This window comes from Paraburkholderia eburnea, from assembly GCF_002917095.1.
GTDB lineage: Bacteria > Pseudomonadota > Gammaproteobacteria > Burkholderiales > Burkholderiaceae > Paraburkholderia > Paraburkholderia eburnea.
This window is the reverse complement of sequence record NZ_PQGA01000019.1, coordinates 26,340-40,506: the sequence shown is the minus strand read 5'-3', so window position 1 is coordinate 40,506 and position 14,167 is coordinate 26,340. Positions and strand designations below refer to the sequence as shown.

Annotated in this window: 16 protein-coding genes; all 16 read left to right on the top strand. The window is 66.6% G+C overall.

The window, feature by feature from the left end:
* Positions 1–105: 105 nt before the first annotated feature.
* The 16 genes from B0G62_RS25150 (at position 106) to hisD (ending at position 14,017) form a co-directional block, all read left to right on the top strand.
* A complete protein-coding gene (locus B0G62_RS25150) occupies positions 106–1,338 on the top strand; it encodes an FAD-dependent oxidoreductase (protein WP_103706926.1) in 1,233 nt (410 codons plus the stop codon).
* Between the two features lie 106 nt (positions 1,339–1,444).
* Positions 1,445–1,642, top strand: coding sequence for a sulfur carrier protein ThiS (gene thiS / locus B0G62_RS25145; protein WP_103706925.1), 198 nt, complete (start codon positions 1,445–1,447; stop codon positions 1,640–1,642).
* 86 nt (positions 1,643–1,728) lie between these two features.
* Positions 1,729–2,541 (top strand): thiazole synthase, encoded by an 813-nt coding sequence (locus B0G62_RS25140; RefSeq protein WP_103706924.1) that lies wholly within the window; start codon positions 1,729–1,731, stop codon positions 2,539–2,541.
* Entirely contained in the window at positions 2,541–3,662 is a 1,122-nt protein-coding gene (gene thiE / locus B0G62_RS25135; RefSeq protein ID WP_103706923.1) for a thiamine phosphate synthase, read from the top strand. Before B0G62_RS25140 ends, thiE begins: the two co-directional genes overlap by 1 nt.
* 182 nt (positions 3,663–3,844) lie before the next feature.
* A complete protein-coding gene (locus tag B0G62_RS25130) occupies positions 3,845–4,666 on the top strand; it encodes an ABC transporter ATP-binding protein (RefSeq protein ID WP_407671241.1) in 822 nt (273 codons plus the stop codon).
* Entirely contained in the window at positions 4,663–5,439 is a 777-nt protein-coding gene (mlaE, locus tag B0G62_RS25125) for a lipid asymmetry maintenance ABC transporter permease subunit MlaE (protein ID WP_103706921.1), read from the top strand. The genes B0G62_RS25130 and mlaE overlap by 4 nt, the downstream gene beginning before the upstream one ends.
* A gap of 94 nt (positions 5,440–5,533) precedes the next feature.
* A complete protein-coding gene (gene mlaD, locus B0G62_RS25120; RefSeq protein WP_103706920.1) occupies positions 5,534–6,145 on the top strand; it encodes an outer membrane lipid asymmetry maintenance protein MlaD in 612 nt (203 codons plus the stop codon).
* Positions 6,146–6,157: 12 nt separating this feature from the next.
* Positions 6,158–7,150 carry an MlaA family lipoprotein gene (locus B0G62_RS25115; RefSeq protein ID WP_103706919.1) on the top strand — a complete coding sequence of 331 codons (993 nt, stop codon included), beginning with the start codon at positions 6,158–6,160 and terminating at the stop codon, positions 7,148–7,150.
* Positions 7,151–7,361: 211 nt separating this feature from the next.
* The gene (locus tag B0G62_RS25110; protein WP_103706918.1) at positions 7,362–8,003 is read left to right on the top strand and encodes an MlaC/ttg2D family ABC transporter substrate-binding protein; all 642 of its coding nucleotides are present in this window, start codon (positions 7,362–7,364) and stop codon (positions 8,001–8,003) included.
* A complete protein-coding gene (locus tag B0G62_RS25105) occupies positions 8,000–8,272 on the top strand; it encodes an STAS domain-containing protein (RefSeq protein WP_103706917.1) in 273 nt (90 codons plus the stop codon). Before B0G62_RS25110 ends, B0G62_RS25105 begins: the two co-directional genes overlap by 4 nt.
* A gap of 274 nt (positions 8,273–8,546) precedes the next feature.
* Entirely contained in the window at positions 8,547–9,482 is a 936-nt protein-coding gene (locus tag B0G62_RS25100; RefSeq protein ID WP_103706916.1) for an ABC transporter ATP-binding protein, read from the top strand.
* A complete protein-coding gene (locus B0G62_RS25095; RefSeq protein ID WP_103706915.1) occupies positions 9,479–10,243 on the top strand; it encodes an ABC transporter permease in 765 nt (254 codons plus the stop codon). The genes B0G62_RS25100 and B0G62_RS25095 overlap by 4 nt, the downstream gene beginning before the upstream one ends.
* A 26-nt stretch (positions 10,244–10,269) precedes the next feature.
* Positions 10,270–10,509, top strand: a complete 240-nt coding sequence (locus B0G62_RS25090) for a BolA family protein (RefSeq protein ID WP_103706914.1) — start codon at positions 10,270–10,272, stop codon at positions 10,507–10,509.
* A gap of 108 nt (positions 10,510–10,617) precedes the next feature.
* Entirely contained in the window at positions 10,618–11,880 is a 1,263-nt protein-coding gene (gene murA / locus B0G62_RS25085) for a UDP-N-acetylglucosamine 1-carboxyvinyltransferase (protein ID WP_103706913.1), read from the top strand.
* A complete protein-coding gene (gene hisG / locus B0G62_RS25080) occupies positions 11,877–12,575 on the top strand; it encodes an ATP phosphoribosyltransferase (RefSeq protein ID WP_103706912.1) in 699 nt (232 codons plus the stop codon). Before murA ends, hisG begins: the two co-directional genes overlap by 4 nt.
* A gap of 125 nt (positions 12,576–12,700) precedes the next feature.
* Positions 12,701–14,017: a histidinol dehydrogenase gene (gene hisD / locus B0G62_RS25075; protein WP_103706974.1), complete on the top strand. Its 1,317-nt coding sequence runs from the start codon at positions 12,701–12,703 to the stop codon at positions 14,015–14,017.
* Positions 14,018–14,167 lie beyond the last annotated feature (150 nt).

The following is a 14,167-nucleotide window of genomic DNA, read 5'->3' as shown; positions in this document are numbered from 1 at the left end:
TGCGGCGCATGTCCTTCTTCGCGCGTCACATCGTTTGCACGGCCGGCTTTGCCAGCCGGTTTCGTCCTTGGGTACGCATCTTGTTTGCCGTACGGAAAGGATACGATGACCGCTGCTTCTTTTTCTTCTTTGCAATCCGATCACTCCCCGAATTCCTCGAATTCCCAGGGTGTCGGCGTTCGTACGTCTGGATCGGCCGCGCCTAAGCCGGCCACACCCGATTTCGCCGTGCTCGGCGGGGGCTTGAGCGGGCGTCTCGTCGCCTGGCGGCTCGCGGGCGCGGGGCATCGCGTGGCGCTCTACGAGCGCGGCGGCCCCGAAGGCGGGGAAGCGGCGGCCTGGGTCGCGGCGGCCATGCTCGCGCCGCTCGCGGAAGCCGCCGTCGCCGAATTGCTGATCACCGAACTGGGCGTGGCCTCGCTCGACACCTGGCCGCGCATTCTGGCCGAGTTGCCCGAGCCGGTGTTCTTCCAGCGCAACGGCACGCTCGTGGTCTGGCATCACGCCGATCGCACCGAAGCGCCGCTGTTCGAGCGCCGCGTGCGCGCCAACGCGCCGCGCGAGCTGGCCGACGCACACTTCACGACGCTCCAGGGCGCGCAGCTCGACGCCGCCGAACCGGCGCTTGCCGGGCGTTTCGCGCGCGGCTGGCTGCTCGACGGCGAAGGCCAGCTCGACAATCGCCAGGCGCTGGCGGCACTCGCGGCGGGCCTCGCGCAGCGCGGCGTGGAAACGCACTGGCACACCAGCGTCGATGACGCCAACCTGCCCCAGGCGCGCGTGACCATCGATTGCCGGGGGCTCGGCGCCAAGCCCGCGCTGCCCGCGCTGCGCGGCATCCGCGGGGAAGTGGCGCGCGTGCACGCGCCGGGCATCGGCCTCACTCGTCCGGTGCGCCTGCTGCATCCGCGCTATCCGCTCTATATCGCGCCGAAGCAGAACGATCTCTACGTGATCGGCGCGACGGAAATCGAGGGCGAGGATCGCTCGCCCGTAAGCGTGCGCTCGGCGCTCGAACTGCTGAGCGCGGCCTTTGCCGTGCATCCGGCGTTCGGCGAGGCGCGCATTCTCGAACTGAACTCGCAGGTCCGCCCAACGCTGCCCGATCATCGTCCGGCGCTGATCTGGGACGGTGACGCGACGCTGCGCGTGAATGGCCTCTACCGCCACGGCTTCATGATCGCGCCCGCCGTCGCCGACGAAGCGGTGCGCGTGGCCGAAGCGCTGCTGGCGGGCCGCCTCGCCGATGCCGACGCCTTCGAGGCACTCCGCGCCGGGTCGCGCTGGGCGTCGATGCTGCACACGACGCAAGGACAAAGCGAGCGCGCCCACGCTTAAAGCGCGCGGCAGCGCGGCTGCAAACGGCTGCAAACAGGAACCGGGGCGCGCGCCGTGCGCCTCGCCACGATTCAACGTAGTTACACGCGTTTTAGACGTTTTTGCCATGGACATTCAGATCAACCAGAAGCCGCTCACGCTGCCCGAGGGCGCGACCGTCGCCGATGCGCTTGCCGCCTTCGGCGCGCGTCCGCCGTTCGCCGTCGCCGTGAATGGCGATTTTGTCGCGCGTGGCCAGCATGGCGCGCGCACGCTGTCGGCGGGCGACCGCCTCGACATCGTGAGCCCGGTGGCCGGCGGCTGATCTTCGGTTCGCGCCGAACCGTCGAACCGTCGAACCCTCGAACGATCCGCCCCCGCGTCCCCGCCATCCGCCAAGGATTCCACGCCATGACCACCCAACCCACCGCCGACGCGCTCACGCTCTATGGCGAAACCTTCCAGAGCCGCGTGTTGCTCGGCACCTCGCGCTATCCGTCGCTGCAATCGCTGGCCGATTCGATGGAGGCCGCGCGCCCCGGCATGATTACCGTCGCGCTGCGCCGCCAGATGAACGACGGTACCGCCGAAGCCGGCTTCTTCGATCTGCTCAAGCGCCATGGCGTGCCGCTCCTGCCGAACACGGCCGGCTGCCTGACCGTCAACGAGGCCGTGACCACGGCCCACATGGCGCGCGAAGTGTTCGACACCGACTGGATCAAGCTCGAACTGATCGGCGACGACTACACGTTGCAACCCGACCCGGTCGGCCTGATCGAAGCCGCCGCGCGGCTCGTGAAGGACGGCTTCAAGGTGCTGCCGTACTGCACCGAGGACCTCGTGATCGGCCGCCGCCTGCTCGACGCGGGCTGCGAGGCGCTGATGCCGTGGGGCGCGCCGATCGGCACCGGCAAGGGCGTGATCAATCCCTACGGCCTGCGCGTGCTGCGCGAGCGGCTGCCCGACGTGCCGCTGATCGTCGATGCGGGTCTCGGCCTGCCGTCTCACGCGGCGCAGGTGATGGAGTGGGGCTTCGACGGCGTGCTGCTCAATACGGCCGTGGCGCAGGCGACGCATCCCGAGGCGATGGCGCGCGCGTTCGCGCTGGGCGTGGAGGCGGGCCGCACGGCGTATCTCGCCGGGCCGATGGCCGAACGCGAAGCCGCCGTGGCGAGCACGCCGGTGGTCGGCATGCCGTTCTGGCACCAGGATGGAGGCAAGTGATGACCGATACGACCGATAAGCTGCAATTCAAAGACCGCGAACTGTTCTGGCCGCCGGCCGACGAGTTGACCGAAACCGCCGAGCGCATCCGCGCGAAGCTCGGTGACTGGCCGGCTACGCTCGCGCCCTGGCGCCTGTGCCTCACGCCGCCGGACGCGCCCAATGGCGGCGATCTGATCATCGTGACCGACGCCGCGCCGCACCTGGCGAACATCGCGCGCTGGATGACCGAAGGCGCGGGCGTGATCGAGGCGAAGGGCGACGATCCGCAAGCCGCGCTCGTTACGCTGCATCTGGGCGGCGAGCGTTATGCGCTGGCAGGTTCGCAGGCCGAAGACTGGATCCCCGCGCTGGCCGCGTTCCTCGACTGCGGTTTCGATCCGCACGACGCACTCGTGCTGGCGCTCGCCTGGCGCGACGGCGACGAGCAGAAGGCCGACGCCTGGCCGGTCGATATCGCGCGCTTTCCGCGTGTGCTGGGCTTGCCGGACGCGCCTGCGCGGCCGTTCGCGACCTGCCCGCAAAAGCTCGGCCTGTACCCGGTGCTGCCGAGCGCCGACTGGGTCGAACGCGTGCTCGACTTCGGCGTGAAGACCGTGCAACTGCGCAGCAAGCAGACTGACTCGCCGGAACTCACGCGCGAGATCGAGCGCTGCGTCGCGGCGGGCCGCAAGCATGACGCGCAACTCTTCATCAACGATCACTGGCAGGCCGCGCTGGCTGCGGGCGCCTACGGCGTCCACCTTGGCCAGGAAGATCTGCGCGAGGCCGATCTGAACGCGCTGGCCGCAGCGGGTATTCGCCTCGGCCTGTCCACGCACGGCTACTTCGAAATGCTCACGGCGCTGCACTTCCGCCCGAGCTATATCGCGTGCGGCGCGGTGTTCGCCACCACGACCAAGTCGATGCCGACGGCCCCGCAGGGCATGAAGCGCCTCGCGCGCTACGTGCAGTTGCTCGACGGCGTGGTGCCGATGGTCGCGATCGGCGGCATCGACGGCGCCGTGCTGCCGGACGTGCTCGCCACCGGCGCGGGCAGCGCGGCGGTCGTGCGCGCGGTCACCGAGGCCGCCGACCCGGCTGCCGCCGTTGCTGCGCTGCGCAAAGCGTTTACGCAATAATGGCCCGGCCTCGCCGCAAGCCGCGCACCCCGGTCTAATCGGCGCGCGAAGCGGCGAGGAACGAGCGGCAACGGGCGCCGGACGGCGCCGTTGCCACATCAAAGGGTCATGGGCGCGTCACGGCATCAATTTCACGATGGCCCTATAATCCCGCCTTCGTGTAAATGGACTTGTCAGCTTACGTGCCCTCATCCTCTGAGACCCTTCTGGAGCTGCGCGACGTCGACTTCGGCTATAGCGACCGGCTCGTCCTGTCCGGACTGAACATGCGCTTTGGCCGCGGTCAGGTGGTCGCGGTCATGGGCGGCTCGGGCGGCGGCAAGACCACGGTGCTGCGGCTGATCGGCGGGCTCGTGCGCGCGCAGCGCGGCCAGGTGCTGTTTCAGGGCCAGGACGTTGGCGCGCAAACGCGCGAAGGCCTCTACGCGCTGCGCCGCAAGATGGGCATGCTGTTCCAGTTCGGCGCGTTGTTCACGGACATGTCCGTGTTCGAGAACGTCGCCTTCGCCCTGCGCGAACACACCGATCTGCCCGAAGAACTGATCCGCGACCTCGTGCTCATGAAGCTCAATGCCGTGGGCCTGCGCGGCGCGCGCGACCTCGCGCCTTCGGAGATCTCGGGCGGCATGGCGCGCCGCGTGGCGCTGGCGCGCGCGATTGCGCTCGACCCCGAACTCATGATGTACGACGAGCCCTTCGCTGGACTCGACCCCATTTCCCTCGGCATTACGGCGAACCTCATCCGCACGCTGAACGACGCGCTCGGCGCGACGTCGATTCTCGTCACGCACGACGTACCGGAGTCGTTTGCCATTGCCGACTATGTCTACTTCGTCGCGAACGGCAAAGTGCAGGCGCAGGGCACCCCTGCGGAGCTGCGCGCCTCGACCGATCCGATCGTGCGTCAGTTCATCGACGGCGCGCCGGACGGCCCGTTCCGCTTCCATTACCCGACGAACGTGCCGCTCGACGCGGACTTCGGCATTGGCGGAGGCCGCTCATGATCGGCGCCATCAGCTCGGTCGGCCGCGGCGTGCTCGACTCGATCACGCGCGCGGGCCATGCCACGCGCTTTTTCGTGCGTCTCGTGCTGGAATTTTTCCCGCTCCTGCGCCGACCGCGTCTTGTCACGAAGCAGATCCACTTCGTCGGTAATTATTCGCTGCTGATCATCGCGGTGTCCGGCCTGTTCGTTGGTTTCGTGCTGGGTCTGCAGGGCTATTACACGCTCAATCGTTACGGCTCGGAACAGGCGCTCGGCCTGCTGGTGGCGCTCTCGCTCGTGCGCGAACTCGGCCCCGTGGTCACGGCGCTGCTGTTCGCGGGCCGCGCGGGCACGTCGCTGACGGCCGAAATCGGCTTGATGAAGGCGGGCGAGCAACTGACGGCCATGGAAATGATGGCGGTCGATCCCGTGCGTATCGTGGTCGCGCCGCGCATGTGGGCGGGGGTGATCGCCATGCCGATCCTGGCGGCGATCTTCAGCGCAGTCGGCATTCTGGGCGGCTACGTCGTGGGCGTGCTGCTGATCGGCGTGGACGCGGGTGCGTTCTGGTCGCAGATGCAAGGCGGCGTCGATGTCTGGGCGGACGTGGGCAACGGCGTGATCAAGAGCCTTGTGTTCGGCTTCGCCGTGACCTTCACCGCGCTGTACCAGGGTTACGAAGCGAAGCCCACGCCCGAAGGCGTGTCGCGCGCGACGACCAAGACCGTCGTGTACGCGTCGCTCGCGGTGCTCGGCCTCGACTTCCTGCTTACCGCGCTGATGTTCAGCTAAAGCTCGGGCCCGAAACACGCCAGCCTGAAGGCGGCGTGCGGGCCACGCGGCAGGCGCCTGAAACCCGGCGCCGCCGCAACGGATTCTCATTGGGATGACGATGAAAAAGACTGCTCTCGACTTCTGGGTCGGCCTGTTCGTGGTGCTGGGCTTCATTGCGCTGCTGTTTCTCGCGCTGAAGGCCGGCAATATGAGCTCGCTTTCGTTCCAGCAGACCTACACCGTGAAGCTCAAATTCGACAACATCGGCGGCCTCAAGCCGCGCGCGCCCGTCAAGAGCGCGGGCGTGACCGTGGGCCGGGTGGCGTCGATCGGCTTCGACAGCAATACCTATCAGGCGCTCGTCACGATCAACCTGGACCAGCAGTACCCGTTCCCGAAGGACACGTCGGCGAAGATCCTGACGTCGGGCCTGCTCGGCGAACAGTACATCGGTCTGGAGCCGGGCGGCGACACCGAAATGCTCAAGAGCGGCGACACTATCGCCATGACCCAGTCGGCGATCGTGCTCGAGAACCTGATCGGTCAGTTCCTCTATAGCAAGGCGGCCGATTCGGGCGCCTCGAAATCTGGCAGCGGCGCGGGTAGCGGCGCAGGCAACGGGGCCGCGAACGGGGCGGCAGGCGGGGCAGCGGGCGGCGAAAGTGCCGCACCCGCGCCCGCACCGGCGCCGGCGCGGTCCGGCTCCGGCGCGGCGGCCCAATAAGGAGAATAAGAGATGATCACCACACGCATGCGCGCCATCACGATCGGCGTTGCGGCGCTCGCGCTGACGGCATGCTCGACGGTGCAGACGCCGTCGAAGGACGATCCGTGGGAAGGCTTCAACCGCACGGTCTACACGTTCAACGACAAGGTGGACCAGTACGCGCTCAAGCCGGTCGCCAAGGGTTACGTGAAGATCACGCCGCAACCCGTGCGTGACAGCGTGACGAACTTCTTCGCCAATATCGGCGACGTCTACAACGCCGCCAACAACTTCCTGCAGTTGAAGATCACCGACGGCGTCGAAGACATCATGCGGATCGTGATCAACACGGTCTTCGGCGTGGGCGGCCTGTTCGACGTGGCGACGCTCGCGAAGCTGCCCAAGCACAACCAGGACTTCGGTTTGACGCTTGGCCACTACGGCGTTCCGGCCGGCCCGTATCTCGTGCTGCCGTTGTTTGGTCCGAGCACGGTGCGTGACGGCGTGGGTCTGGTGGGCAACTACTTCATCAACCCGGTCAGCTATATCGATCCGGCGGCCGTGTCCTGGGGTCTCTACGGCCTGAACGTCGTCAGCACGCGCGCGAACCTGCTGGGTGCGAGCGACCTGCTCGAAGGCGCGGCGATCGACAAGTACTCGTTCGTGCGCAACACCTATCTGCAGCGCCGCCGCTACCAGCTCTCGGACGGTCACGTGCCCGATTACGGCGATGGCGCGCCGCCGCCGAACTACGGCGAGCCTGACGAAGGCGCTGCCGGGGCGGCTGCGGCCATGCCGGCGTCGGGCACCGCGCGTGCGGCTACCCCGAACGCGGCCAGCATGGCGCCGGCCTACCCGAACGGCGCGCCGACCGCTCCGGCCACGCTCGAGGGTCCGGCAGGCGTGACGGCGCCCGCTTCCGGTGCCGAGGCGCCAAACGGCGCTTCCGCGACCAATGTGCCCGGCGACCAGATGGTGCCGCCGGCGCGCATCGGCTATCCGGGCATGCTGCGTCTACATTGAGCGCAGGTCGATCAAGGCATCCGGCGCGGCGCGGCAGCAATGTTTCCCGATATTGCGGCCCGTCGCGCCGACGCCCCGTTAGCCCACGTCTGACGTAACAAGTCGATACGCTTGTCGCAGTTTCCTGGCACTTCTTGACTCAGCGCGATAGAACTCGCGTGATATCGTTGGCGTCCAACGGGGCGTATTTCCCCTACTTGCAGGACTCGATATGAAAAAATTCTTTCTGTCTCCGCTTTTTGCCATGTTTTTTGCGTTTGCCGGGTTTGCAGGTTCTGCATCCGCGCAGACGGTCGACACCAGCAATCCTGACGCCATGGTCAAGACGATCACGCAGCAGGTGATGGACCAGGTCAAGGGCGACAAGTCGATTCAATCCGGCGACATCGGCAAGATCACGCAACTCGTGAACGAGAAGATCCTGCCGTACACGGACTTCCGCCGCACCACCCAGCTCGCGATGGGCCGCAACTGGCGCGCCGCCACGCCCGACCAGCAACAGCAGGTCATCGAGCAGTTCAAGACGCTGCTGATCCGTACGTACTCGGGCGCGCTCGCCCAGGTCCGCGATCAACAGATCGAATACAAGCCGTTCCGTGCGAGCCCGGACGATACCGATGTCGTGGTCCGCTCGACGGTGCTGAACAACGGCCAGCCGATCGAACTCGACTATCGTCTCTACAAGACGCCGCAAGGCTGGCGCGTCTATGACATCAACGTGCTCGGCGCATGGCTGATCCAGGCGTACCAGCAGCAGTTCCAGGAAAAGATCCAGCAGGGCGGTGTGCAAGGCCTGATCTCGTTCCTCACGCAGCGTAACCAGCAACTCGCCGCAGGCAAGGCCGCTTCGTGAGCGAGCGCTTCGCCACGGGCGCCACGCTGACCCACGAGAGCGCGACCGCCGCGCTCTCGGCGGGTCTCGCCCAGATCAAGGCGGGCGCCACCGCCGTCGATTGCACCGCGCTCACGCAGTTCGACTCGTCGGCGCTTGCCGTGCTGATCGCCTGGCAGCGCGCCGCGAACGAACGCGGCGCCACCCTCAGCGTCCTCAATCTGCCCACCGCGCTCGCGGCTCTCGCGCGCGCCTACGGCGTCGATACGCTCCTGCACGAGCGACATTGACGCGCGCCGGTCTTGCGGCGCGCCGCTTCGGCTCATCGCCGGGAGCGTCGCCGCAAGCCGTCGCATTTCCAGTCTCCCTGTTCAGACCAGGTCGGGTCGGGCTTTCCGACTTGGCCTATAATCAAACGTTTTTTGGGCGTTGCCCCGGGTTCCGGAGGCGGCGAAGGCGTTTCAGGCAACTGAAAGCCGTCCCTAATAAGGTTTCCCCGCGGTCCTCCCCGCAGCATTGATGCACTTACCGGCCGCGCCGTTCAAAACGGGCGGCGTCTGAGTCATGCCAGCCATAGAAATCCGCAACGTCAAGAAGCGCTACAAAGAGCTTCAGGCGCTCAAGGGCGTCAGCTTCACGGTCGAAGAAGGCGAGTTCTTCGGGCTGCTCGGCCCGAACGGCGCGGGCAAGACGACGCTCATCAGCGCGCTTGCCGGCCTCGCGCGAGCCGATGAAGGCACGATCGCCGTGCGCGGTCACGATGTCGTCAGCGATTACCGCAATGCGCGCCGCAACCTGGGCGTCGTGCCCCAGGAACTCGTATTCGATCCGTTCTTCACGGTGCGCGAGACGCTGCGCATCCAGTCCGGCTACTTCGGCCTGCGCCATAACGATGCGTGGATCGACGAAGTCATGGCCAATCTCGATCTCACCGAGAAAGCCGACGTCAACATGCGTGCGCTCTCGGGCGGCATGAAGCGCCGCGTGCTGGTCGCGCAGGCGCTGGTGCACCGCCCGCCGGTGATCGTGCTCGACGAGCCGACCGCCGGCGTGGACGTCGAACTGCGCCAGACGCTCTGGAAGTTCATCGCGCGCCTGAACCGCGAAGGCCACACGATCGTGCTGACCACGCACTACCTCGAAGAAGCCGAGGAACTCTGCGACCGCATCGCCATGCTGCGTCGCGGCGAGGTGGTGGCGCTCGAACGCACCAGCACGCTGCTGCAGCGCTTCGCGGGCATGCAGCTTTATCTGCGCTTTTCGGCCGGCGCGCTGCCCACGGAGCTGCGTTCGCTCGAAGTCGACATGTCGAACCTGCCCAACGGCAACGTCAACCAGCATCTGCTGCGCCTGTCGAGCTACGACGAGGTCGAGCGCATCCTGTCGCTGTGCCGCGCGAACGGCTGCAAGCTCGAAGAGATGGAAGTGCGCAAGGCGGATCTCGAAGACGTCTTCGTGCAGGTGATGAACGGTCCGGAAGTGATCGAGGGGCTGGCATGAGCGGCTATAGTGGATTCAGTACGCTGTTTTACAAAGAAGTGCTGCGTTTCTGGAAGGTCGCCTTCCAGACCGTGCTGGCGCCGGTCATCACCGCGCTGCTCTATCTGACGATCTTCGGCCACGCGCTGCGCGGGCACGTCGAGGTCTATCCGGGCGTGGAATACACGAGCTTCCTGATTCCGGGCCTCGTGATGATGAGCGTGCTGCAGAACGCCTTCGCCAATTCGTCGTCTTCGCTGATCCAGTCGAAGATCACGGGCAATCTCGTATTCGTTCTATTGCCGCCGCTGGCTGCATGGGAGATGTTTGGGGCTTACGTGCTCGCCTCGATCGTGCGCGGCCTCGCCGTTGGCGCGGGCGTGTTCGTCGTGACGATCTGGTTCATTCCGATGAGCTTCGCCGCGCCGCTCTACATCATCGCCTTCGCGGTGCTCGGCTCGGCGATCCTCGGCACGCTCGGCCTGATCGCCGGGATCTGGGCCGAGAAGTTCGACCAGCTCGCGGCGTTTCAGAACTTTCTCATCATGCCGCTCACGTTCCTTTCGGGCGTGTTCTATTCGACGCATACGCTGCCGCCGGTCTGGCGCGAGGTGTCGCGGCTTAACCCGTTCTTCTACATGATCGACGGCTTCCGTTACGGGTTCTTCGGTCTGTCCGATATCAACCCGCTCGCGAGCCTCGCGATCGTTTTCGTCTTTTTCGTGGTGCTGGCCACCGTTGCGATGCGTCTGCTCGCAAGCGGTTACAAGCTGCGCCACTAAGTGAAATTCAGGCAGGAGCATTAACCATGTTGTCTTCGGAACAGCTCAAGCAGTACATCCTGGCCGGGCTTGCGTGCGAGCATCTGGAGGTCGAGGGCGACGACGGCACGCACTTCTCAGCGATCGTCGTTTCGTCGGCGTTCGAGGGCAAGCGTCTGATCCAGCGCCATCAGCTCGTCTATGCGGCGCTCGGCGATCGCATGCGTCAGGAAATCCACGCGCTCAGCATGAAGACGCTCACGCCCGCCGAATGGCAGAACGCATAATCTGGAATCTCAGTGCGAATCACCCAGGATAAAGGCGCCGCAGCCAGCGGCGCCGCTCATCAAGACGCGACCCATCAAGCCGGCCGCACCGATCAGGAAACTTCAGGCATGGACAAACTCGTCATCGTCGGCGGGCAAAAGCTCGCGGGGGAAGTCATCGTTTCCGGCGCGAAGAACGCTGCGCTGCCGATTCTGTGCGCGGGCCTCCTGAGCGCGGAACCCGTCCATCTGGACAACGTGCCCGACCTCCAGGACGTGCGCACCACGCTCAAGCTGCTCAGCCAGATGGGCGTGCGCACCGAGCAGGACGGCACGCGGGTGCAGCTCGACGCCTCGAAGGTCACGAGCCTCGTGGCGCCGTATGAACTGGTCAAGACCATGCGCGCCTCGATCCTCGTGCTCGGGCCGCTGCTCGCGCGCTTCGGCGAGGCCAAGGTGTCGCTGCCGGGCGGCTGCGCCATCGGCGCGCGTCCGGTCGACCAGCACATCAAGGGCCTGCAGGCGATGGGCGCCGAGATCAACATCGAGCACGGCTTCATCGAAGCCCGCGCGAAGCGCCTGAAGGGCGCGCGCATCGTCACCGACATGATCACGGTCACCGGCACGGAAAACCTGCTGATGGCCGCCGTGCTGGCCGAGGGCGAGACCGTCATCGAAAACGCCGCGCGCGAGCCGGAAGTGGGCGACCTCGCGCACCTGCTGGTGGCGATGGGCGCGAAGATCGACGGCATCGGCACCGACCGCCTCGTCATCCAGGGCGTGGACAAGCTGCACGGCGCGCAGCACACCGTCATTCCCGACCGCATCGAAGCGGGCACGTTCCTGTGCGCGGTCGCGGCCGCGGGCGGCGACGTCACGTTGCGCAACGTGCGTCCGGATACCCTCGACGCCGTCACCGACAAGCTCCGCGAAGCGGGCGTGTCGATCGAAGAGGGCGACGACTGGATGCGCGTGCGCATGCACGAGCGCGCGCGCGCCGTGAATCTGCGCACCTCCGAATACCCGGCGTTCCCGACCGACATGCAGGCGCAATTCATGGCGCTCAACGCGATCGCGGACGGCACCTCGCAAGTGGTCGAAAACATCTTCGAAAACCGCTTCATGCACGTCCAGGAACTGAACCGCCTGGGCGCGCACATCACCATCGAGGGCAAGACCGCGCTGATCGCGGGTGTCGACAAGCTCTCGGGCGCGAAGGTGATGGCGACCGATCTGCGCGCTTCGGCAAGCCTCGTGATCGCGGGCCTGTGCGCCGACGGCGAAACGCTGATCGACCGCATCTATCACCTCGACCGTGGCTACGACCGCATGGAGGCCAAGCTCACGAAGCTCGGCGCCAACGTCAAGCGCATCAAGGGGAACGAGGCATGAGCACGGTCGTCTCCAAGCCGACTCCGGCAGCGGCCGCGGGCGCGCCGCTGACGCTCGCGCTCTCGAAAGGCCGCATCTTCGAAGAGACGATGCCGCTGCTCGCCGCGGCGGGCGTGCACGTGACCGAAGATCCGGAAACCTCGCGCAAGCTGATCCTGCCGACCACGGACCCGAACCTGCGCGTCATCATCGTGCGCGCGACCGACGTGCCCACGTATGTCGAATACGGCGCGGCCGACTTCGGCGTGGCGGGCAAGGACGTGCTCAACGAGCATGGCGGCGGCGGTCTCTATCAGCCGATCGATCTGGATATCGCGCGCTGCCGCCTGTCGGTGGCCGTGAAGAACGGCTTCGACTACGCCAACGCGGTGCGCCAGGGCGCGCGCCTGCGCGTGGCGACCAAGTACACCGAGGCCGCGCGCCAGCATTTCGCGGCCAAGGGCGTGCACGTCGATCTGATCAAGCTGTACGGTTCGATGGAGCTTGCGCCGCTGGTGGGTCTGGCCGATGCGATCGTCGATCTGGTCAGCACCGGCGGCACGCTGCGCGCGAACGACCTGGTCGAGGTCGAGGAGATCATGGAGATCTCGTCGCGCCTCGTCGTGAATCAGGCGGCGCTCAAGCTCAAGCGCGCCGCGCTGCGGCCTTTCCTCGACGCGTTCGAACGCGCGTCGCGCGGCGAACAGGCCGCTTAAGGCGTGATGTCGTGCGAGCGCTGGACGCTCGCGCCAGGCACGCCCAATCCGCGCCGCTCGCGCGCCACGCATCTCAAAAGGCGTCGCGCGCGCCCCGCGCATCATTGACACGGATGGATATCAGCATGGCTATCACGATTCGCAAACTCGATTCCAGCGCGGCAGGCTTCAAGAAGGCGCTGCATGCGGTGCTCGCGTTCGAGGCGAGCGAAGACGAGGCGATCGAGCGCTCGGTGGCGCAGATCCTGGCCGACGTGAAAGCGCGCGGCGACGCCGCCGTGCTCGAATACACGCAGCGCTTCGACCGTCTGGACGCAAAGAGCGTCGCGGCGCTCGAACTGCCGATCAGCGAACTCGAAGCGGCGCTCGAAGGCCTGCCGCCCAAGCAGCGCGCGGCGCTCGAAGCGGCGGCGGCGCGCGTGCGCGGCTATCACGAGAAGCAGCGTATCGAGTGCGGCTCGCATAGCTGGCAGTACACCGAATCGGACGGCACCGTGCTCGGCCAGAAAGTGACGCCGCTCGATCGCGTCGGCCTCTACGTGCCGGGCGGCAAGGCGGCGTATCCGTCGTCCGTGCTGATGAACGCGATTCCGGCGCGTGTCGCGGGCGTGCGCGAGATCATCATGGTCGTGCCGACGCCGGACGGCGTGAAGAATCCGCTCGTGCTCGCCGCGGCGCTGATCGCCGGCGTCGATCGCGTGTTCACGATCGGCGGCGCGCAGGCGGTGGCCGCGCTCGCCTACGGCACGGATACCATCCCCGCCGTCGACAAGATCTGCGGCCCCGGCAACGCCTACGTGGCGTCGGCCAAGCGCCGCGTGTTCGGCACGGTCGGCATCGACATGATCGCCGGCCCGTCGGAAATCCTCGTGATCTGCGACGGCACGACCGACCCGCGCTGGGTGGCGATGGACCTGTTCTCGCAGGCCGAGCACGACGAACTCGCGCAATCGATCCTGCTGTGCCCGGACGAAAGCTTCATCAAGCGCGTGGAAGCCGCCATCGACGAACTGCTGCCGACCATGCCGCGCGCCGACGTGATCGCGAAGTCGCTCACGGATCGCGGCGCGCTCGTGAAGGTGCGCGACATGGCCGAAGCCTGCTCGATCGCCAACGACATCGCGCCGGAGCATCTGGAAATCTCGGCGCTGGAGCCGCAGAAGTGGGGCGCCGAAATCCGCCACGCGGGCGCGATCTTCCTTGGCCGCTATACGAGCGAGAGCCTCGGCGACTACTGTGCGGGGCCGAATCATGTGCTGCCTACGTCTCGTACCGCACGTTTCTCGTCGCCGCTGGGCGTCTATGATTTCATCAAGCGTTCGAGCCTGATCGAAGTCAGCGCGGAGGGCGCGCAGACGCTCGGCGAGATTGCCGCGGAACTGGCCTACGGCGAAGGCCTGCAAGCCCACGCGCGCAGCGCCGAATACCGCATGAAGCACTGATGCGGACTTGATGCGAAATTGATGTGAAGCGCGCCGCCCGGTGCGTCCGGACGGCGCGTTGGCGCGGCCCGGCCGTGCCCGATTATTGGGATGTTCGCAGGCAGTGACGGATATCGTTGGCGGCATTCGATGCCTGGAACACCGAAGTAG

What these genes read in the sequence shown, in the direction of transcription:
- B0G62_RS25150 (WP_103706926.1), top strand. Translation starts at nt 106, where the DNA reads ATGACCGCTGCTTCTTTTTCTTCTTTGCAATCCGATCACTCCCCGAAT.
- thiS (WP_103706925.1), top strand. Translation starts at nt 1,445, where the DNA reads ATGGACATTCAGATCAACCAGAAGCCGCTCACGCTGCCCGAGGGCGCG.
- B0G62_RS25140 (WP_103706924.1), top strand. Translation starts at nt 1,729, where the DNA reads ATGACCACCCAACCCACCGCCGACGCGCTCACGCTCTATGGCGAAACC.
- thiE (WP_103706923.1), top strand. Translation starts at nt 2,541, where the DNA reads ATGACCGATACGACCGATAAGCTGCAATTCAAAGACCGCGAACTGTTC.
- mlaE (WP_103706921.1), top strand. Translation starts at nt 4,663, where the DNA reads ATGATCGGCGCCATCAGCTCGGTCGGCCGCGGCGTGCTCGACTCGATC.
- mlaD (WP_103706920.1), top strand. Translation starts at nt 5,534, where the DNA reads ATGACGATGAAAAAGACTGCTCTCGACTTCTGGGTCGGCCTGTTCGTG.
- B0G62_RS25115 (WP_103706919.1), top strand. Translation starts at nt 6,158, where the DNA reads ATGATCACCACACGCATGCGCGCCATCACGATCGGCGTTGCGGCGCTC.
- B0G62_RS25110 (WP_103706918.1), top strand. Translation starts at nt 7,362, where the DNA reads ATGAAAAAATTCTTTCTGTCTCCGCTTTTTGCCATGTTTTTTGCGTTT.
- B0G62_RS25100 (WP_103706916.1), top strand. Translation starts at nt 8,547, where the DNA reads ATGCCAGCCATAGAAATCCGCAACGTCAAGAAGCGCTACAAAGAGCTT.
- B0G62_RS25095 (WP_103706915.1), top strand. Translation starts at nt 9,479, where the DNA reads ATGAGCGGCTATAGTGGATTCAGTACGCTGTTTTACAAAGAAGTGCTG.
- B0G62_RS25090 (WP_103706914.1), top strand. Translation starts at nt 10,270, where the DNA reads ATGTTGTCTTCGGAACAGCTCAAGCAGTACATCCTGGCCGGGCTTGCG.
- murA (WP_103706913.1), top strand. Translation starts at nt 10,618, where the DNA reads ATGGACAAACTCGTCATCGTCGGCGGGCAAAAGCTCGCGGGGGAAGTC.
- hisG (WP_103706912.1), top strand. Translation starts at nt 11,877, where the DNA reads ATGAGCACGGTCGTCTCCAAGCCGACTCCGGCAGCGGCCGCGGGCGCG.
- hisD (WP_103706974.1), top strand. Translation starts at nt 12,701, where the DNA reads ATGGCTATCACGATTCGCAAACTCGATTCCAGCGCGGCAGGCTTCAAG.